This is a genomic window from Nocardioides sp. (genome assembly GCA_037045645.1).
Classification (GTDB): Bacteria; Actinomycetota; Actinomycetes; order Propionibacteriales; family Nocardioidaceae; genus Nocardioides.
On sequence record JBAOIH010000001.1, the window covers coordinates 1,575,876 to 1,595,867 of the forward strand.

20 protein-coding genes are annotated in these 19,992 nt (G+C 66.3%); 16 read left to right on the forward strand and 4 right to left on the reverse strand.

Translation table 11 applies throughout. From position 1 onward, the window contains the following. Positions 1-43: 43 nt before the first annotated feature. From V9G04_07770 to V9G04_07790, 5 genes are read left to right on the forward strand one after another with little or no spacing between them, the layout of a single operon-like run. On the forward strand, positions 44-2,401 hold the full coding sequence (locus tag V9G04_07770; protein ID MEI2713186.1) for an excinuclease ABC subunit UvrA: 2,358 nt from the start codon (positions 44-46) through the stop codon (positions 2,399-2,401). Between the two features lie 15 nt (positions 2,402-2,416). Further along, a complete protein-coding gene (locus V9G04_07775) occupies positions 2,417-2,626 on the forward strand; it encodes a type II toxin-antitoxin system VapB family antitoxin (GenBank protein MEI2713187.1) in 210 nt (69 codons plus the stop codon). A 3-nt stretch (positions 2,627-2,629) separates the two neighbouring features. After that, positions 2,630-3,022: a PIN domain nuclease gene (locus V9G04_07780; protein MEI2713188.1), complete on the forward strand. Its 393-nt coding sequence runs from the start codon at positions 2,630-2,632 to the stop codon at positions 3,020-3,022. A 22-nt stretch (positions 3,023-3,044) separates the two neighbouring features. Next, positions 3,045-3,695, forward strand: coding sequence for an MOSC domain-containing protein (locus V9G04_07785; GenBank protein MEI2713189.1), 651 nt, complete (start codon positions 3,045-3,047; stop codon positions 3,693-3,695). A gap of 1 nt (position 3,696) precedes the next feature. After that, entirely contained in the window at positions 3,697-4,131 is a 435-nt protein-coding gene (locus V9G04_07790) for a Fur family transcriptional regulator (protein ID MEI2713190.1), read from the forward strand. Here the strand turns inward: V9G04_07790 and V9G04_07795 are convergent. Beyond that, on the reverse strand, positions 4,128-4,484 hold the full coding sequence (locus tag V9G04_07795; GenBank protein MEI2713191.1) for a VOC family protein: 357 nt from the start codon (positions 4,482-4,484) through the stop codon (positions 4,128-4,130). The genes V9G04_07790 and V9G04_07795 overlap by 4 nt on opposite strands. 9 nt (positions 4,485-4,493) lie before the next feature. Continuing rightward, positions 4,494-4,967 (reverse strand): hypothetical protein, encoded by a 474-nt coding sequence (locus tag V9G04_07800; GenBank protein ID MEI2713192.1) that lies wholly within the window; start codon positions 4,965-4,967, stop codon positions 4,494-4,496. A 78-nt stretch (positions 4,968-5,045) separates the two neighbouring features. Here V9G04_07800 and V9G04_07805 point away from each other — a divergent pair, with 78 nt between their 5' ends. Together V9G04_07805 and V9G04_07810 are read left to right on the forward strand one after the other, a co-directional pair. Further along, the gene (locus tag V9G04_07805) at positions 5,046-6,938 is read left to right on the forward strand and encodes a hypothetical protein (GenBank protein ID MEI2713193.1); all 1,893 of its coding nucleotides are present in this window, start codon (positions 5,046-5,048) and stop codon (positions 6,936-6,938) included. Positions 6,939-7,130: 192 nt separating this feature from the next. Then, a complete protein-coding gene (locus V9G04_07810; protein MEI2713194.1) occupies positions 7,131-7,706 on the forward strand; it encodes a hypothetical protein in 576 nt (191 codons plus the stop codon). A 514-nt stretch (positions 7,707-8,220) separates the two neighbouring features. Here the strand turns inward: V9G04_07810 and V9G04_07815 are convergent. Next, complete coding sequence (locus V9G04_07815; protein ID MEI2713195.1) at positions 8,221-9,033, reverse strand: hypothetical protein; 813 nt, start codon at positions 9,031-9,033, stop codon at positions 8,221-8,223. 197 nt (positions 9,034-9,230) lie between these two features. On the opposite strand from V9G04_07815, the gene V9G04_07820 reads away from it, so the two are divergent. Together V9G04_07820 and V9G04_07825 are read left to right on the forward strand one after the other, a co-directional pair. Next, positions 9,231-10,109, forward strand: coding sequence for a DUF6576 domain-containing protein (locus tag V9G04_07820; protein MEI2713196.1), 879 nt, complete (start codon positions 9,231-9,233; stop codon positions 10,107-10,109). Between the two features lie 272 nt (positions 10,110-10,381). Then, positions 10,382-11,092: a peptidylprolyl isomerase gene (locus V9G04_07825; GenBank protein ID MEI2713197.1), complete on the forward strand. Its 711-nt coding sequence runs from the start codon at positions 10,382-10,384 to the stop codon at positions 11,090-11,092. On the opposite strand, the gene V9G04_07830 is transcribed toward V9G04_07825, so the two are convergent. Further along, the gene (locus V9G04_07830; GenBank protein ID MEI2713198.1) at positions 11,079-12,170 is read right to left on the reverse strand and encodes an oxidoreductase; all 1,092 of its coding nucleotides are present in this window, start codon (positions 12,168-12,170) and stop codon (positions 11,079-11,081) included. The genes V9G04_07825 and V9G04_07830 overlap by 14 nt on opposite strands. 143 nt (positions 12,171-12,313) lie before the next feature. Here V9G04_07830 and V9G04_07835 point away from each other — a divergent pair, with 143 nt between their 5' ends. The 7 genes from V9G04_07835 to V9G04_07865 all read left to right on the forward strand — a co-directional run bounded on the left by V9G04_07835 (position 12,314) and on the right by V9G04_07865 (position 19,974). Then, the gene (locus V9G04_07835) at positions 12,314-13,837 is read left to right on the forward strand and encodes a gamma-glutamyltransferase (GenBank protein MEI2713199.1); all 1,524 of its coding nucleotides are present in this window, start codon (positions 12,314-12,316) and stop codon (positions 13,835-13,837) included. Beyond that, the gene (locus V9G04_07840) at positions 13,834-14,877 is read left to right on the forward strand and encodes a tocopherol cyclase family protein (GenBank protein MEI2713200.1); all 1,044 of its coding nucleotides are present in this window, start codon (positions 13,834-13,836) and stop codon (positions 14,875-14,877) included. The genes V9G04_07835 and V9G04_07840 overlap by 4 nt, the downstream gene beginning before the upstream one ends. 57 nt (positions 14,878-14,934) lie before the next feature. Beyond that, entirely contained in the window at positions 14,935-15,378 is a 444-nt protein-coding gene (locus V9G04_07845; GenBank protein ID MEI2713201.1) for an NAD(P)H-dependent oxidoreductase subunit E, read from the forward strand. Then, a complete protein-coding gene (locus V9G04_07850) occupies positions 15,375-15,608 on the forward strand; it encodes a hypothetical protein (GenBank protein MEI2713202.1) in 234 nt (77 codons plus the stop codon). The genes V9G04_07845 and V9G04_07850 overlap by 4 nt, the downstream gene beginning before the upstream one ends. Then, on the forward strand, positions 15,577-16,866 hold the full coding sequence (locus V9G04_07855; GenBank protein MEI2713203.1) for an NADH-ubiquinone oxidoreductase-F iron-sulfur binding region domain-containing protein: 1,290 nt from the start codon (positions 15,577-15,579) through the stop codon (positions 16,864-16,866). Before V9G04_07850 ends, V9G04_07855 begins: the two co-directional genes overlap by 32 nt. A 5-nt stretch (positions 16,867-16,871) precedes the next feature. Beyond that, positions 16,872-19,706, forward strand: coding sequence for a formate dehydrogenase subunit alpha (gene fdhF / locus V9G04_07860; protein MEI2713204.1), 2,835 nt, complete (start codon positions 16,872-16,874; stop codon positions 19,704-19,706). 136 nt (positions 19,707-19,842) lie between these two features. Further along, positions 19,843-19,974 carry a hypothetical protein gene (locus tag V9G04_07865; protein MEI2713205.1) on the forward strand — a complete coding sequence of 44 codons (132 nt, stop codon included), beginning with the start codon at positions 19,843-19,845 and terminating at the stop codon, positions 19,972-19,974. Positions 19,975-19,992: the final 18 nt, after the last annotated feature.

Below are 19,992 nucleotides of genomic sequence, written 5' to 3' on the forward strand. Positions count from 1 at the left end.
CGGGATCGTGCGGGTGTCAGTGGGCCGCTCTAACGTACGCCCCATGGCAATTCATCGAGCGGACGCCCACGACCTGATCCGCGTGCAGGGCGCGCGCGAGAACAACCTCAAAGACGTCGACGTCGAGATCCCCAAGAGGCGACTGACCGTCTTCACCGGGGTGTCCGGTTCGGGCAAGAGTTCGCTGGTCTTCGGGACCATCGCTGCCGAGTCGCAGCGGATGATCAACGAGACCTACAGCTCGTTCGTGCAGAACTTCATGCCCACCATGGCGCGTCCCGAGGTCGACGTCCTCGAGGGCCTGACGACAGCCATCCTGGTCGACCAGGAGCGGATGGGCGCCAACTCGCGTTCGACCGTCGGCACGGTCACCGACGCGAATGCCTTGCTTCGTACGCTCTTCTCACGCCTCGGCGATCCGCACATCGGGTCGAGCCAGGCGTACTCCTTCAATGTCGCGTCCGCGACCGGCGTCGGCGGGCTGAAGGTCGACAAGAAGAGTGCGAGCAACAAGCCCGAGCGCCGTGAGTTCACCATCACCGGCGGCATGTGCCCCAACTGCGAGGGCATGGGCAACGTCTCCGACTTCGACCTCACCGAGTTGTTCGACGAGGAGTTGTCGCTCTCGCAAGGTGCGTTGAAGGTGCCGGGCTATTCGATGGACGGCTGGTATGGCCGGATCTTCTCCGGCTTCGGCTTCGACATGGACAAGCCGCTGAAGAAGTACACCAAGACCGAGATGCACGACCTGCTGCACAAGGAGCCGGTCAAGATCAAGGTGGAGGGGATCAACCTCACGTACGAAGGGGTTATCCCCAAGGTGCAGAAGTCGATGCTGAGCAAGGACCGCGAATCCATGCAGCCCCACATCCGCGCCTTCGTCGATCGGGTGATCACCTTCCACCCCTGCCCGGACTGTGATGGCACGCGGCTCAACGAGGGCGCGCGCTCGTCGAAGATCAAGGACCTCAACATCGCCGACTGCTGCCGGCTGCAGATCAACGAGCTGGCCGAGTGGGTGCGCGGTCTCGACGAGCCATCCGTCGCCCCACTGCTCAAGACGCTTCAGGAGACGCTGGACTCATTCGTCGATATCGGGCTGGGCTATCTCTCCCTGGAGCGGCCGTCCGGCACGCTGTCGGGCGGTGAGTCGCAGCGTACGAAGATGATCCGACACCTGGGCTCGTCCCTGACCGATGTGACGTACGTCTTCGACGAACCGACCATCGGCCTGCACCCGCACGACATCGCCAACATGAACGATCTCCTGCTCCAGTTGCGCGACAAGGGCAACACCGTCTTGGTCGTCGAGCACAAGCCCGAAACCATCGCCATCGCCGACCACGTCGTCGATCTCGGTCCGGGCGCGGGCGCCGACGGGGGAGAGGTGGTGTTCGAGGGGGCGTACGACGACCTGCGCCACGCCGACACCCGCACCGGAAAGCACCTGCTCTACAAAGCGTCCTTGAAGGAATCCGTACGCACGTCCACGGGCAGCATCTCGATCAAGAAGGCCGACACCCACAACCTGCGGGACGTCTCAGTCGAGATCCCGACCGGTGTCCTGGTCGTGGTGACCGGTGTCGCGGGCTCCGGGAAGAGCTCACTGATCCACGGCTCGGTGTCGCCACGTGAGGGCGTGGTCACCGTCGATCAGGGTGCGATCAAGGGATCGCGTCGGAGCAACCCGGCGACCTACACGGGTCTGCTGGAACCGATCCGCAAGGCGTTCGCCAAGGCCAACGGCGTGAAGCCTGCACTGTTCAGCGCCAACTCCGAGGGCGCCTGCGAGGTCTGCAACGGTGCTGGTCTGATCTACACCGACCTGGGCATGCTCGCCACGGTCTCGACCGTGTGCGAGGAGTGCGAGGGCAAGCGCTTCAAGGCGTCGGTGTTGGAGTACGAGTTCGGTGGCCGCAACATCGCCGAGGTGCTCGACATGTCCGTGGCCCAGGCGGCGGGCTTCTTCGCCGAAGGTGAGGCCAAGACACCGGCTGCCGCGAAGATTCTCGATCGCCTCGTCGATGTCGGCCTTGGTTATGTCAAGCTCGGCCAGCAATTGACCACTCTGTCCGGGGGAGAGCGGCAGCGGCTGAAGTTGGCCGCCCAGATGGCCGACAAGGGAGACGTCTACGTGCTCGACGAGCCGACCACCGGCCTGCACCTGGCGGATGTCGAGAATCTGCTGGGTCTGCTGGACCGGCTGGTCGACTCGGGCAAGTCGGTGATCGTGATCGAGCACCACCAGGCCGTGATGTCACACGCCGACTGGATCATCGACCTCGGACCGGGCGCCGGCTCCGAGGGTGGACTCGTGGTCTTCGAGGGCACGCCTGCCGAATTGGTGGCCGAGGCCTCGACGCTGACCGGCAAGCACTTGAAGGAGTACGTCGCCGGCTAGGTGTACGCTTGGTGTATGGGACGCACCAATATCGAGATCGATGACGAGCTCATCGACCTGGTGATGTCTCGCTACGCACTCAAGACCAAACGCGAAGCGGTTGACTTTGCGCTGCGCCGCCTCGTCGGTCCCGTGATGACGCGCTCGGAGATGCTCGCGATGGAAGGAACCGGCTGGGACGCAGACCTGGATAGCCTGCGTCGTGACGACGTGGCAGTGGTCTGATACGTGCTGGTTGATACCTCTGTCTGGATCGATTTCCTGCGCGGCCGACCGGGCGCGGCCACCGACTGCGTGCGCGAAACTCTCGGCAATGACTGCACCACGACAGAACCGGTCATGATAGAACTTCTCTCCGGCGCGGCCCCCGGGCCACGCACATTCGAGATCGAGCGACTTCTGCTCTCTCAGCGGTGGGCTCGCCTGGTGCCAGCCCTCGACTATCGCGGCGCAGTGGATGTCTATCAAGCAACGCGCGCCACCGGCCATCAGCCGCGAGCGCTACAGGACTGCCTGATCGCAGCAATCGCCTTGCGCGTGGGCTTGACGATTGCTCACCGTGACGCTGACTACGAACGAATCGCCGCCGCCACCGGCCTTCGCACTCTCGATCTGCGGTGACCAGGCTCCGTACTCTTGCCACGTGACCGCACGCATCCTCACCGTCAACGTCGGGTCGGCTGTGCCCACTGAGCACTCGTCCATGCCGACGACCGGCATTGACAAACTGCCGGTCGAGTCGATCCACGTTGCCGACCCAGGTCCGCGAGACGGCGTCGGCGGCAGCGGCGTACGCGGTGACGAGGTGTCCGATGTGCGCCATCACGGAGGGACCCGCCAGGCCGTCTATGCGTACGCCCGTGAAGAACTCGAGTGGTGGGAGCGCGAACTCGACCGCGAACTGCGCAGCGGCCTGTTTGGTGAAAACCTCACCACGACAGGCTTCGATGTCGACGAGTCGCTCGTGGGGGAGCGATGGGTGGTTGGCGATGTGCTGCTGGAGGTGTGCGGCCCGCGCATCCCTTGTCGTACGTTCGCCGGGCACCTGGGGGAGCGCGGCTGGGTCAAACGGTTCACCCAGCGAGGGCGTACGGGTGCCTACCTGAGCGTGGTCACGCCAGGGACGATCACCGCGGGCACGTCGATCACACGCGTCGACATTCCCGACCACGACATCACGGTGCCGGTGCTGTTTCGTGCCTACATGGGCGACAAACAGGAGGCTGCGCGTGTGCTTGAGGCCGACGTTCTGCCCGAGCCCTATCGAGCCGAGCTTGTGGCGAGGTTGCGCTGACATGGTGTCTGCTGCCGACCACGCCTGGAAGACGCATCTGCGCAGCCGCGGCCACCGTTTGACCCCGCAACGCGAGCGCGTGCTGGCGGCGGTGGACCACCTGGGCCATGGCACTCCCGACCAGGTGCATGCGGAAGTCGTCGCGCATGCGCCGACCTCGTCGCTCTCGACCACGTATCGCGCGCTGACGTTGCTGGCCGATCTCGAGCTGATCAGCGTGGTGACGTTGGCGGACCGTACGCCGGTCTATCACTCCAAGCAGACCCCTCATCACGTACACCTGTCATGTGAGGCCTGCGGCTCGGTCAGCGACGCGGCGCCCGGGGAATTCGCCGATCTGACGGCTCAGTTATGCGAACGCCACGGTTTTGCCGTGTCACTCGAGCGACTGGTGATCGTGGGTCGATGCGCGGCGTGCCGAGAGGCGGAATCCTAAGAGCGCGCCAACGGCGCGTAGAACACCAACCCGTTGCCCTTGTTGTCGTAGCCGACCACCCTGCGCTCATGCGCGTCGTCGTACGGGCCCTTCACGATGCCGCCACCCGACTCTTCGATGGCCTTCGCTGCTGCATCGACGTCGTCGGTCTTGACCCCGACGACCACTTGGCCAGGGATGGGGTGGTCGATCGAGGTAGCCAACGCAATCGTCACAGATCCGCCATCGATGGCTGCAAAGTGAGTGCCGTCGCGAAACTTCAACGCCATCCCGAGCGTCTCGGTATAGAACGCGATCGAGGCGTCGAGGTCGTCAGTGGAGAGCAGGATCATGCGTACGTCGAAGTCGGCCATAGCCGCACCCTAGTCCTCACGGTTTCCCGCTTCGAAGTGACGTTGGAGCCGTCTATGGCGGTGCCCGAAGAACGCGTAGAGGGCCTTGGCCATGACCGGGGTCATGAGCCCGAGGCGGGGCAGGAATTCGATGTGATCAGTCACCCGCGTGCTCTCGTCATTCAACGCAGAGAGTGTTCGGCGGTGCTCCCACCAGCGCATGGTGAGCATGGTCGACTCTTCGTGGAAGTAGCGTCCCGGCTCGACGGCGACGATTGCCAGCCGGTCATATTCGATCGGGAGCAGACCGAAAAGCACGACCCAGGCCCGGCCGAGAACCGCGCCGATGGGCAAGGTCTCGATGGTCAGTCCGCGCGCCGACCGCGGCAGACGCATCGTGAGCCAAGGCCGCATCTCGTCGTTGATTCCCTCGGGGCTGACGACACGTTCCCATACCGCATCCGGCGGCGCCGCGACGACTGCGGATCGCTCGAAACTTGCCACTCCTGAACCCTACGAGTCATGGGTTGCGCATCCCATTTTTCCCACCGACGCCATGTCCGCTGCGCCATGATGAGTGCCATGGTCACGTCGCTACGCGTCATTTGGCGCACTTGGCTCGCCGTCTTCGTGAGCGTGCTCCTGGTGCCGTTCTCGGCGTGCACGGTGGATGGCTCGCAGAGCGGCGGCAAGCCGGATCAGGACTCCCTGGCCGCACACGTGGAGGTGGTCGAGGGCCGCGACGCAACGGCCCGCTCCGAGGACGGGTCACTCACGGTGGAACTTCCTTCGGAGTCCTTTGAGGGCAGCGGCGAGTTGCGCATCGTCCCGGCGGTCGCTGATGGAGTCGAGGGCTGGACGGTCGAACTCGAAGGAGCCGAGCTCACCGGCGAAGCCACGCTGAGCTTCAGCATGCCCGGACTAGCGCTAGGCGAACCCCCACCATTGGTGAGGTGGGCGCCCGCGATCGACCGACGACTTCGAATCGCGGACGCGACCGTGGAGGGCGACCGCATGGTGGTGCGTACGAGCCACTTCTCGTTCTGGTCGGCCATCTCGTGGAGCCGACTGCGCGAGGAGGTCCTGGCCTGGATCGGTCAGCAGCTCGACGCAATGAGCGCCCTGGCCGGTGCCTCAGATCCCACCTGCGCCGACGAGGAAGTGGTCCGTACCGACGGCTACAGCGTGTCCAGCGACTCCGGTAGGCGAGCCCTGTGGTGCATGGGCAAGGAGAACGGTCAACCCGTGCTCAAGGTGGTCAACGGACGCGGCTACGGCGTGGCGGCCGAATACTCGCCGGGACTCACCTTCAAGTCGATGGACGACAAGGACCTAGTCGCCACCCTCGCCAACTTGATCCCCTCCCCACCGATCACGCGGGGGAACTCGGTGGCCCTCCTGCCCAGCACCAACGAGATCCAGTTCACCGCGTCCGGAGTGCCGGCCAGCACCGTCATGCTGAGCCCAGACGCGGGTGCCTACCTGCTGTCGGCCCTGCTGTTCGGACTGGACACCTACGCCATGGTCGCGACCAAGGTCGCGGGGACGGCCGCCAAAGAGACGAAGGGACTGATGCTAACCTCGCTACAGGCCCAGTCCTGCGTCAACTCCTTCTCGTCGATGGCCACCAGCGACATCGACACCCCGGGCAAGGCACGGAAGTTCTTCGCAGACGCCCTGGGGGTCTCCTTCAGTTGTCTCACCGATGCCGCGAAGCAGGCCCACTTCAGCGGTCCGTTGGCGGTGGTGATCGAAGGCGTCATCTGGCTCATGTCGGGAGTGGAGACGCTCGTCAACGGGCTGGTCGGCGCGCTCGAAAGCTTCGACATGGACGGCTATCGGGTGATCGTGCACGGACCCACTACGCCTCCCACGGAGAAGGTCGTGGTGAACCCATTCACCTCGACCGGGCTGGCTCCCGGGTGGACGGTGGGGGAAGGCTCGGACGGAGTCGTCTTGGACTGTGTCTTCGACGAGGGCTCACCCCATGCGGTCGGCAAGTCCACCCACTGGTGCGGCTCGGTCGCAGACTCGGCCAACGCCTGTTGGTCTGCCCAGTCCAACACGGCGCAGTTGTGGTGTCTCAACACCTTCGACATGTCGGATCGAACGCTCCGGACCTACGACGCGGTCAACGTCGACGACGACACCCCTGCCCCGTCGGACCCCGAGCCGTTATGGCTGGAGCTGGAGGACGGCAGCCAGTACTGGTATCGAACCGGCGGCAGTTGGGGTGGTCGTGCCGACGATCTGCGAGGAGCGTACGGCTGTCTCAATGAGGTCGGGCTGTGCGCCACCGGGGAGGGCAACGTGATTCTGACGCCCTACGACACGCCACCGATCGACACGACTCAACCCGCCTGGCGCGTCCGGGTGGGACCCCTGGGCGGTCCGGACGAGCAGTTCCCGCCGCCAGAATGGGTCGACGTGACGCGGGCTTGGTTCATTGCTGGCCACCGCTGGCAGGGTGACTGAGTCGCGCGCAGCCAATTCGACAGCCATCAGGCAGCCGTCGGCGGTCTGCAGGGTGGAGTACATTCCTGGGCTGCAGGCGTACGTATGCGCCCTGCGGTCGGGAGAACCAAAGTGGTCGATGAGAGTCTTCGACGGGTGATCCCTCTGTCGACACTTCGCCGACAAGTAGCAAAAGCCTGCGTTCTCCAGGACATGGATGAGGTACTCCTGGCCGGGATCCCCGAGGACGGTCCAAATGGGCAGGTCATCTGGCTGCAACTCGCGCTCGGAGCGATAGATCGAGTGGAAGACGGTTTCCTTGCCGTTGAGGGTCCCGCACCCAACCTCATGAATGGACGGGCGGGGACCTTCGCGGGCATCTGGGTCCAGGGCAGGATCCGAGATCCCCAACCGGTAGCGTCAGAAAATCGAGTTCCTGTCGTGTTGCACGCTGATCCAATCTTGCCCCCGCCCTCCTCCCTTACTGAGGCGGCTTTTGAGGAGTTCCTGGCAGCCAAGGACCAGGCCACGAACGGAGTGAGTCTCGCCTCCGGCGGTACAGCAAATCGATCAGTGTCCTTCGTACTCCGCGTCACCAACACCCTCGCTGACTGGTGGCCAGACTTCAGCGACGTCCGGCTCGACCTTGGCGTCTGCGTTGTGCCCACCCACCTCTGGGAGCGCCTCGATGGTGATGCCCTCAACCTCGTCGGCAGACCGAGTCTCAACCCAGACAGGCCACTTGACCTCTTCTACGGCGTGAGCCAACCGAGCATTCGGATGGACTGACCGCGGTGGGCCGATGCTGGCACACGGGTTTAGTTGTACTCCCGCTACATTATCGCCGATAAGTGACATTATGTCAGGTATTGGTCTGCGTATGGGGCTTGGGCATATGTGTGTGCGAAACGGCCCGGTCCCCTGATCTGCGGGTTTGTGTCGATCTTCCGCGCTCGGGCGGTGCGCCCTCGTGCTGGAAACGGGTTTCCGTGGTCGTTTATCCGGCCGTGGGGTGGGTTTCCGTTGTCGGAAACTATGGGCGCCGCCGTCGTCTTCCCACTATGCAAACACGCCATGACGGGAATCATCCGCCGATTAGCACTGGCGCTGTGGGACCGCCACGACCGGGTGGCCATGGAGACCGTGGGTTTCTGCGTCGTGGACCTTCCCTCCACGGCATACTCGGCGAATCGGCGACGAGTCCTCGATCCGGCGTCGACGGTGGCGGCGTCAGTGCGTGCGGTCATCTCCTCTCCACCGGGCGAGCCCGGCGGACTTACGTCCCCAGAGTGACCGACCAGCGTCAGCTCTTGAGCGCAGCCTGAGCAGGCGTGGTCTCGCCGCTCTCGGTCAGCACGCCGGCGTCCACCAAAGCGTTCTTGGCGTGTAGGTAGGCCAGCATCTTGGGGATCAGCGGGATCAGGATCATCGGGGAGAACAGCCACGGCAGGTTCATGAAGACGAACTTCAACGCGAAGCCCCAAAAGCCCTGCTCGATGAACGCGAAGCCCGAGCGCGCCTCGGAGACGTAGTAGATGAAGATGACCGCTTGCATCATCGTCAACGCCACCGCACACCAATAGATGGAGCGCACTCGGATCTTGTCGTCGTGTCGACCCTTCCCGATCAGGATCCAGTGGTGATACATCAGCACGGCTCCGCACACGACCACGACCGTCTCCATGCCATAGATGCCCGGGTCACTGAGGAGGAATCGAGTGTCGGCGGCGCCATAGAACCACCAGAACCAGCCCCAGTGCTGGTCCTCAGTCAGATTCATATAGCCCAAGGCATCACCCACAAGCCAGGTGAGTTCCCACAGACCCTGGCTCAGTGCGCTGATCGGAAACCAGACGAGCATGAACTCGTACGCCTTCTCCAGCGTGGTCCGGTTCTCCCCCGGCGCGTCCCACCAGGCAGCGAACAGCGGCACCATGATCGGCACGCAGACGGCACCGGCGGCGATCGTGCCCATCGGCTCCGGTGACCACCACTCCAACATGACGCCGATCCACGGCGGGATGGTCACGAAGAAGCAGAGCACGCCCATCCAGAAGTAGATCCGCTTGCGATGCGCGGCCCACGGCCGGCCGAAGTCGTGTTGCTGCAACGCCATGTCGTCTGGACCCCTTCGCCCGAAAACAGAATCGAAATTCTGGCGATATTGACATGTGACAGCGGTTTACACAACGGGCGGTCTCGCTCTGCGTGCACGGCATCCCCCGATCAAGCGTCCCTGGAGCCAGTCCGCGACGCTCCGCCATCGAGCACTCGTACGCCCGCGGCGACCGCCCGACGTTTACGCTGATGCTCGTGTCTGATCGATTCAGCTTCCGCCGCGGCTACGGCGAGTCCGACCCGTGGTTTCGCATCGGTTCACTCGATGTCGGCACCACGCTGTTGGTCACGTTCATGTCGATCGTGTCGTTCTTCCTGTTCGCGCTCAGCCCGGCGATCGTAAGCGCACTAGCGCTCCAGCCCGCAGACGTCCTCAGCGGCTACCTCTGGCAGGTCGTGACCTGGCCGCTGGCCAATGCTCCGGACTTCTGGAGCGTCATCACGATCTTCATCTTCTGGTACTTCGGCACCGAGTTGGAGAACCAGGTCGGCAAGCAGAAGTTCGCCTGGCTGCTCGGCTTGACCACCGTCACGATGAGCGCGATCACCTTGGCACTCGGCCTGCTCTTCGGTGGGTCGCGCCCGATCCTGGGCGGGCTGGAGGCACTCCAGACGGTGGTGATCTTGATCTTCATCGCCCAGAACCTGCACGCGCGATTCTTCTTCAACATCCCGGCGTGGCTGATCGGCGCGATCATCATGGTGCTGCCGGTGCTGCGCTATCTCGGGCTCGGCCTGTATCCCGAACTGCTGAACCTCCTGCTCGGGTGGGCAGCGGCGGCGATCATCGCGCGAGCCCAGGGGCTCCTCCCCGACCTTGCGTTCATCCCAGCCGTACGCGCGCCGAAGCGCGACCGAAGGCAACGGCAGTCGATGCGGCGCCACCCGAGCCAGAGTCAGGCACCACGCCCGACGGTCGTCGAGGGCCCGTGGCTGAGCTCTGGCGCAGCCGGGTCACCCCAGGCCGAGTTGGACGACCTGCTCGACAAGATCTCCGAGGGCGGCCTCGACTCGCTGACCGAGCGAGAGCGCGCCCGCCTGCACGAGCTGCGCAATCTGCTGCGCGGCGAGTGACACCCATTCCTCAGGATCAGCCAGGACCGGGTCGGACGGTCGTCCGAAGAAGCACGTCCGAGGCTCGCGTACCCGGGCTTGTTCGGACGGCTGTCCGAAGAGGTACGCCGAGCCGAGCACCGGCAACGCAAGACCACCGCGGTCTGCGTGGGCCTCGACGATGCGTGAATCAAGTTCTGCGCGATGTCGCGCCCACTGCTGAGCGGGCCGAGAGTCCTTCGGCACCGCACGCGGTCGCAACAGCTGAGTCACGGTCGTTTAGCATCCTCGCCATGGTCTGGACCCCTCGTTCGAAACTGCTCATCCCCGGCATCGCCGCCCTCTTGGCGCTGTCCGCCTGCGGAGCGGACAAGGAGCCCGAGTCCGCGCGCGACACCACACCCACGACCGTGACCCCCACGACGGCGACCACCACGGCCGCACCCACCGACGGCAGCTGCGCGTACAACGCGGACGGAATGCCGGTGACCAAGCAGATCGACCCGCCGCCCGCCCAACCTGCGCAGAGCGGGCGCGTGAAGGCAGCCATCACGACCAATGCCGGCATCTTCAACGTGACGCTGGACGCTGCCAACGCGCCCTGCACCGTCAACAGCTTCGTGTCTTTGAGCGAGCAGGGCTTCTATGACGACACCTCGTGTCACCGCCTGACGACCGAGGGCATCTTCGTGCTCCAGTGCGGCGACCCGACCGGCACCGGCATGGGCGGCCCCGGTTACCAGTACGCCGATGAGCTCAAGGGCACCGAGACCTACGGTCCCGGCACCCTCGCGATGGCGAATTCAGGCCCCGACACCAACGGCTCCCAGTTCTTCCTCGTCTACGGCGACAGCCCGCTCGAACCCAACTACACGGTCTTCGGCCAACTCGACACCAAGAGCGTCCAGGCCATCAAGAAGATCGCCGAGGCCGGCACCCAGACCGGGGCCCCTGACGGACCTCCGAAGCAGCGCGTCAAGATCTCCCAGATCACCGTCGGTTGAACGGGAACTCCGTCTCGGTGAGGCGAAGCGATTCCTCCCACAGATCACGGGCCAGCCGTGGGTCGAGCGCGCGCGGCGAACGAGCTGCTCCAGCCGGATAGCCGCGCATCTCCCCCAGGCGATCGGGGCCGATGAAACTGTTGCCGGGCAGGTCGACCGTGGCCGCATAGAGGGTCATCAGTGCGCCGCGTGTGGTGGGCATCGCGAGGTAGTTGCCCACCTGGCCCAGCCTGGTGAAGGCCTTGTTGCCGGTCGACCTGGTGATGCCGCTCGAGGTCCAACCCGGATGGGCGCCGGTGGCACGCAAAGTCGATCCACTGGCGGTGAGGCGGCGCTGCAACTCCGCGAGGAAGAGCAGGTTGGCCAGCTTTGACTGACCGTACGCCGCATAGCGCCCATAACCACGGCGTGCGAAATCGAGGTCTTCGAGGTCCAGGTCGGCCTTGCGGTGGGCGACGGAACTGACGACCGTCACCCGATCGCGCAGCACCGGCAGGAGCAGCATCGTCAGCGCGAAATGGCCCAGGTGGTTGGTCCCGAACTGGGTCTCGAAGCCGTCGTGCGTAGTGCCTCGTGGAGTGCCCATCACCCCGGCGTTGTTGATCAGTACATCGACGGAGTCGATCGTCGCCGCGAACGTGCGGACCGACTCCAGCGAGGAGAGGTCGAGGGAACGTACGGCCACGGTGCCCGCAGAGGTCGTACGCCGAATGTCCGCAGCTGCCTGCGCACCCTTGTCGACGTTGCGGCACGCCAAGGTGACGTCGGCACCGGCCGCCACGAGAGCACGCGCGGTCTCCAAACCGATGCCTGAGTTGGCACCGGTCACCACAAAGTGGCGACCTGACTGATCGGGGGTGCTGAAACCGCGTCGGCTACGTGTCATGCGCGGATCCTGCCAGTCCTGCTCCCCCGCGTCGCGAGGTTCCTGAGTGGTGGTCAGCCGCGGCGGTGCCGACGCGCCTGACGACGCGCGTCCTGCTTGGCAGAGCTCGATATCGCGCAACTGGGCCCGATCCACTGCGGACCACGCCCGACCGGCGACGATCCCCTGGGCCACGTGCAACTGCGCGTTCATGAACTCTTCCATCCTTAGACTGCACTCTCGTCATGACCATCATGACTTTTCGGTGGTTACAGTCTAGTTGGCAATAACTCCGGGTCCGAACTACGGCGTACGTGATCTCCCCCACCACCAGCACGGCGTGACACGATCACGCCATGAGCAGTCAGCGAGTCGCGGTGGCGGCCACAGGGCGCCAGGCACTCGACGCGGGGCTGGGGGCCGGAGCCGACGGTGGCAATGCGGTCGACGCCGCACTGGCCGCAGCTCTGGTGGCCTTGGCCACCGAGCCCGGCATGGTCTCGATCGGCGGAGGGTGCTACATCTCGGTCTGGCCGGCAGACGGCGACCCCGTCGTGATCGACGGCAACGTCGAGATGCCCGGGCGTGGGCTGACACCGCAGGCTCTCGGACGCGGCGTGCGCGAGGTGAGCACCGAGTACGGCGGGGGCGTGACGATGCACGCCGGCGCTGGATCGGTGGCCACCCCGGGCATCCCGTCGGCATTCGCCGCTGCCCACGAGTCGTACGCTCGGCTCGACTGGGCGAACCTGCTGGCACCGGCCGAACGCGCGGCCCGCCACGGCTACCCGATGTCGTCCGCAGCAGCGCGCTACCTCTCCTTCACCGCCGACTCCCTCTTCGGTAGCGACCCGGAGGCTCATGCTCTGGTCACCCGCCCAGACGGCTCGCTCCTGGAGGGGGGTGAGGCGACGCGCAACCTGCTGCTCGCGGACGTCCTGGTCGAATGGGCCCGCGAGGGCAACGCCCTGTTCCGCACCGGCCGAGTGGCTCGCTCGCTCGCCGAGGCGATGGCCGACGAGGGACTGGTCACCGCCGAGGACCTCGTGTCGTACGCCCCGGTGACCCGGCCCGCGACTCGCCTCCAGGTCGGGGAGTGGGAGATCGCCTGCAACCCACCGCCCGCCGTCGGCGGGCCCATGCTGGCGATCATGTTGGGCGAACTCGGACGACGCGAACGTTGGGACTGGTCGGACGCGATCGAGATCCAGCGGGCAGTGCTCGGCTACCGCCACCGTACGCACGACCTCTCCCACGACCTGGAAGCAGACGGACTCGCCTTGCTGGAGTCGGTCGGCGTTCATGGCCTGAGCGCCTTGCGCGGGTCGTCCTCTACCGCCCACATCTCGGCCGTCGACGCCGACGGCAACGCGTGTGCGATCACGATGAGCAGCGGGTACGGCTCGGGGCTATGCATCCCGGGCACCGGGATTCTGCTCAACAACGCACTCGGCGAGGTCGAACTCAATCGCCACGGGCTGCACGCGGTGCCGGCAGGCACCCGGCTGGCCTCCAACATGGCGCCGACGACAGGACGTGCGGCCGATGGTCGGGCGTTGGCGATCGGCTCCCCTGGCGCCGACCGGATCACCACCGCACTGATGCTCGTCCTGGGCCAGGGAACCCTGCACGGAGCCGATCTGCAGCACGCGATCGCGGCGCCCCGCCTGCACCTGAGGCTGACCTCGGAGGGCTTCAAGGTCGAGTACGAGGCCGATGACTCACTCGCCGCGGCGGTCACGGCCTCCGGGTTGCCTGGACACGTCTATCCCGAACCTCATATGTACTTCGGCGGGGTGGGCGCCGCCTATCGGTTCGCCGACCACACCCTCCAGGCCGCAGGTGACGCACGTCGCGAAGCGGCGGTGGGGGTGCGGTGAACCCATTGCTGCGCGCCTACCGCGCCACCGGCGCAGACCAGCCCGGAGGCGACCCGCTGCTCGCGCACGGTGTCGCGATGGAGGGCTACTTCTGGCGCTTCACCGACGTGGCGCGCGCTCGCTCGGTGATCGCACTGATCGGAGTCAACCAGGGACCCCGCGGTCCCTGGGCCACTCTCGGACTCGCCGCCTGGCCCGGCTCTCATCTGGCGATCGCGGCACGCGAGGGAGCGTACGCCGACCCGGTCCGCGTGCACGCGGCCAGCGGCGACGCGTTCGACGGTGACGATCGGCGCGTCTTGGTGGATCTGGGTCCCGACGCCCGCCTGGACGTCAGGCTGCACGATCTGGTGCGTTGGCCACGTAGGCGCTGGGGCGGGTCGAGCATCTTTCACAGCGTGCCAGCGCTCAATCAGTACTGGCATCCCTGGCTGCTCGGCGGTCGCGCCACCGGCACCGTGAGCATGGACGGCGAGACGTGGAGTCTTGACGGAGCCCAGGTCTACGCCGAGAAGAACTGGGGCAAGGAAGGCTTCCCAGAGGCCTGGTGGTGGGGCCAGGCGCAGGGGTTCGAGGAGCCCGCTGCCTGCGTAGCCTTCGCGGGTGGCCTCGTCCACGCCGGACCGCTGCGCACCACCGTGACCGCCCTGGTCGTACGTCTGCCAGACGGACACGTGCTCCGTCTGGGCGATCCCGTCGTCTCCCCTGTCGAAACCCACGTCACGGACACGACCTGGACGTTGCGCGGGCGAGGATTTGGGTGGCGGGTGCGTGTCGATGCGTACGCCCCCTTGGCCGATGCCCACGTCTTGCCCGTGCCGCTGCCAAGCCGGCACAGGAACACCGCCGGCGCTTTGGAACATCTCGGTGGCGCTCTCAGCATCCGAGTCGAGCGGCGTGGCCGTCTGGTCTGGCAGGGAGACACCACTCTGGCGGGCCTCGAACACGGCGGGCTGGACCGCGCCGAGGATGAGTTGCGCCGACGTGCTGTTGCGTCAGGCGCGACCGGTGCGCCTCCTGCGAAACAAAGCGACCGCTGACCAACCTCGAAAGGCGTAGTGTGGTTGCCATCACATTCACCGTCGGCAAGGGTTGAGATGAGCAGTCGGCAAGACCTCGTGCGGGCGATCGCCGCCGCACATCACGACGATCGTGGGCCGCTGATGCCGATCCTCCACGACGTCAACGACGAACTCGGCTACGTCAGCGACGACGACGTCGCCACGATCGCCGACGCCCTCAACCTCAGTCGCGCCGACGTGCACGGCGTGCGTTCCTTTTATGAGGACTTCCGCACCGCTCCCCCACGTGCCCACTCGATACGGGTGTGCGGCGCGGAAGCGTGCCAGTCCCTGGGTGCCGAGGCCCTCTTCGAGCCCGCGGTGGTCTCGAAACTGACCGAGCGCGGCGATGTCGACCACGGCACCGTCTTCTGCCTGGGCAACTGCGCCCTCGGTCCCTCCGCCCTGATCGACGGCACCCTGGTCGGACGGCTGACCCCGCAGCGACTCACCAAGATGACCGAGGGGTGGCGCGCATGACCACGGTGTGGGTCCCTCTCGATGCCGCTGCCGTGTCGGTCGGCGCGGACGACGTGGCGGACGCATTCGCAGCCGCCGGTGCCAGCGTCAAACGCAACGGCACGCGGGGCCTGCTCTGGCTCGAACCCCTCGTCGAGGTGGAGCGTGAGGATGGGCGCGTCGCCTACCCCAACGCTGACGCCGGACCAGGTCGCGGCAGTGCTCGAAGGCTCGGCCCCCGACCTCGGTGACATCGAGACCCATCCCTGGCTCGCCGCGCAGCAGCGCGTGAGTTTCGCCCGCGTAGGAAGGGTGGAGCCCGCAGACCTCGACGCGTACGAAGCCGACGGCGGGTGGGCAGGACTTCGCAAGGCGCTCACCATGGCACCGGCAGACATCGTCACCGAGATCCTCGACAGCGGCCTTCGCGGCCGCGGCGGCGCCGGCTTCCCGACGGGCCTGAAGTGGCGCACCGTGCTGGAGACCGACGCCGAGCAGAAGTTCATCTGCGCCAACGCCGACGAGGGTGACTCCGGCACCTTCGCCGACCGGATCCTGCTGGAGGGCGACCCCTTCGTCTTGATCGAGGGCATGACGATCGCCGCGTACGCGGTCGGGGCGAGCGAGGGCTATGTCTACCTGCGCTCGGAATACCCCCACGCCATCGCGATGCTGCGCCGCGCGATCGAAACCGCGTACACCCGCGGCTTCCTCGGCGCCGACATCCTCGGCACGGGCTTCACCTTCGATCTGCACCTGCGCGTAGGCGCGGGTGCCTACATCTGCGGTGAGGAGTCCTCGATGCTCGACAGCCTCGAGGGCAAGCGCGGTGAGGTGCGGGCCAAGCCGCCGATCCCGGCCATCTCCGGCCTTTTCGGACAGCCGACCGTGATCAACAACGTGCTCACCTTCGGTGCGGTGCCGATGATCCTGGCCGACGGCGCCCAGGCGTACGCCGACCTCGGGCTCGGCAAGTCCCGCGGCACCCAGGTGTTCCAACTCGCGGGCAACATCAAGCAGGGCGGGCTCGTGGAGTTGCCCTTCGGCGTGACGCTGCGCGAGCTCGTCGAGGAGTACGGCGCCGGCACGCTGAGCGGTCGGCCGGTCGGCGCGGTCCAGGTCGGTGGCCCGCTCGGCGCCTACCTAGGACCCGACGACCTCGACGTGCCTCTGGCGTACGAAGAACTCGCCGAGGCCGGTGGCATGCTCGGGCACGGCGGCATCGTGGTGTTCGACGACAGCATCGATCTGCTCAAGATGGCCAGATTCGCGCTCGAGTTCTGCTCGGTCGAGTCGTGCGGCAAGTGCACCCCGTGTCGCGTCGGCTCCGTGCGCGGCGTCGAGGTGATGGACCGCGTCCTCGAAGGCCGAGACGTCGAGGCCAACCTGGTCCTGATCGAGGATCTCTGCGAGACCATGACGAAGGGCTCGCTGTGCGCCATGGGCGGCCTGACGCCGATGCCCGTACGCAGCGCGCTGACGCTCCACTCCGCTCGGAAGGACGGCTGATTCCCATGACCCAGGACGCGACCCTGGCGCCAGAGCGAGACCTCGGCACCCCAGCGGGGACCGGCACGACCGAGGTGACCGTGACCATCGACGGGCGCGAGGTCAGCGTTCCCGAGGGCACGTCGGTCATGCGCGCCGCAGCCGAGGCGGGCATCGACATCCCCAAGTTGTGCGCCACCGATTCGCTCAAGGCGTACGGCTCGTGTCGGATGTGCCTGGTCGAGACCGACACCGCGCGTCCCGGCACGACGCCCGCCTCGTGTACGACTCCGTGCAGCGACGGCATGACGGTGCAGACCAACACCGAGCAGGTCCAGGCGTTGCGCCGCGGGGTGATGGAGCTCTATCTCTCCGAACATCCGGAGGACTGTGCCGGTTGCGCGCGCGGCAACTGTGAGATCCAGGCATTGGCCGTACGCGTCGGCGCCGCCGAGGTCCGCTATGGCCGTCCCGGTCGCGAGGAGCGTCCGATCGACGACTCCAACCCCTATTTCGCCTTCGACGACTCCGCGTGCATCGTCTGCTCACGTTGCGTACGCGCGTGCGGCGAGGTGCAGGGCACCTTCGCGCTCAGCATCGACGGCCGCGGCGACGAGTCGTTCGTCAGCTCGGGCGGCACCGACTTCTTGTCGTCGGAATGTGTCTCGTGCGGCGCCTGCGTCCAGGCCTGCCCCACCAGTGCCCTCACCGAGAAGTCGATCATCGACCTGGGCATGCCGACGCGCTCGGTGGAGACCACCTGCGCCTACTGCGGCGTCGGCTGCACCTTCCGCGCCGAGGTCCAGGGCGAGGGCGACGACTCGCGCGTCGTCCGGATGATGCCCGCCAAGACCGGTGGCGCCAATGAGGGACACAGTTGCGTCAAGGGCCGGTTCGCGTACGGCTATGCCGCCCACGATGATCGCCAGCTGCACCCGATGGTGCGCGACACCCTTGACGACGAGTGGCGTCGGGTCTCCTGGGAGGAGGCGATCGCCAAGGTCGCCGAGGGATTCAAGGCGATCCAGGCCGAGCACGGCGTCGGCGCGATCGGCGGCATCTCGTCGTCGCGATGCACCAACGAAGAGGTCTACGTCGTCCAGAAGATGGTGCGCGCGGCATTCGGCAACAACAACGTCGACACCTGCGCCCGGGTGTGTCACTCCCCCACCGGTTATGGCCTCAACCAGACTTTCGGGACCTCGGCCGGCACCCAGGACTTCGAGTCGGTCGACCACTGCGACGTGATGTTGCTGATCGGCGCCAACCCCACCGACGCCCACCCCGTCTTCGGCTCGCGGATGAAGAAGCGGCTGCGTGAGGGCGCCAAGATCATCGTCGCGGACCCCCGCCGGATCGGTCTCGTACGCGCTCCGCACGTCGAGGCCGCCCACCACCTGCCGGTCCTGCCCGGTTCCAACGTCGCCTTCATCAACTCGATGGCGTACGTGATCGTCACCGAGGGTCTGCACGACGAAAAGTTCCTCCAGGAGCGATGCGAGAACGTCGAGGACTATCTGGCTTTCATCCGGCGCGAGGAGAACTCCCCCGAGTCGACCGCGGAGATCACCGGGATCGACCCGGCCGAGTTGCGCGCTGCGGCCCGGCTCTATGCCACCGGCGGCAACGGCGCCATCTATTACGGCCTCGGCGTGACCGAGCACAGCCAGGGTTCGACGATGGTGATGGGGCTGGCCAACCTGGCCATGCTGACCGGAAACATCGGCCGCCAGGGCGTGGGCGTCAACCCACTGCGCGGTCAGAATAACGTGCAGGGCTCGTGCGACATGGGGTCCTTCCCGCACGAGTTCCCCGGTTATCGCCACGTCGGGCTCGACGACGTACGCGCGATCTATGAGCAGTTGTGGGGCACCACGCTGCAGTCCGAGCCCGGGCTGCGCATCCCCAACATGTTCGACTCGGCGCTGGCCGGCACCTTCCGCGGACTGTATGTGCAGGGTGAGGACATCGCGCAGAGCGACCCCAACACCGCGCACGTCGAGGCCGCGTTGCGCTCGCTGGACCTGGTCGTCGTGCAGGACCTCTTCCTCAACGAGACCGCTCGGTTCGCCCACGTGTTCCTGCCCGGCACGAGCTTCTTGGAGAAGGACGGCACGTTCACCAATGCCGAGCGTCGACTCGGACGCGTACGCCCGGTCTTCCCCACGCGCGTGGGCAAGGACGAGTGGCAGGTGGTGTGTGACATCGCCACCGCGATGGGCTACCCGATGTCGTACGCCGAACCGGCCGAGATCATGGCCGAGATCGCCGCGACCACCCCTACCTTCGCCGGTGTCTCGTTCGCCCGCCTGGACGCCGAGGGCTCGATGCAGTGGCCCGTGAACGAGGCGGCGCCCGAGGGCACTCCGGTGATGCATGTGGACGGTTTCGTACGCGGCAAGGGTCACCTGATGGAGACCGTCTATGTGCCCACGACCGAGCGTACGAACCGACGGTTCCCGCTGATCCTCACGACCGGTCGGATCCTGTCGCAATACAACGTCGGGGCCCAGACCCGGCGTACGGCCAACAACACCTGGCACCCCGAGGACGTCTTGGAGATCCACCCCTCGGACGCGCAGATGCGCGGGATCTCGACCGGCGACCTGGTGGAGATCTCCTCGCGGGTCGGCACGACCGCGATGCGGGCCGAGGTCAGCGAGCGGATGCAGCCCGGCGTGGTCTACACGACGTTCCATCACCCGGTGAGCGGCGCCAACGTCGTGACGACCGAGAACTCCGACTGGGCGACCAACTGCCCCGAATACAAGGTGACGGCCGTCCAGGTCGGCGTCGCGAACGCGCGCGAGGCCGAGCAACAAGAGCATGCGGGAGTGCCGCTCGCGGAGGCGCACCGGTGACCGGGCTCGACAGCCAGGGCACTCCACCGGGAGCTGCGGATGGGCAACGACATCGCGCGGCACTTCGGACACCTCGACGACGACGCTGCGGCGGAGCGGATCGCCACGCACATCGAGAAATTTCTGGGAGCCCCGGATGATCGAGGCCCTCTCCGGCTTCGTCCGCGCTCGTCACCCTGATGCGGACCCGCTGCTGGCCGCTGCCGTCACCGCACTGATCCTGGACGACGTCGACCACGACGAGCTGGTCGAGCCGAGTGGCGGTTAGCGACAGGGCACGCCGTCC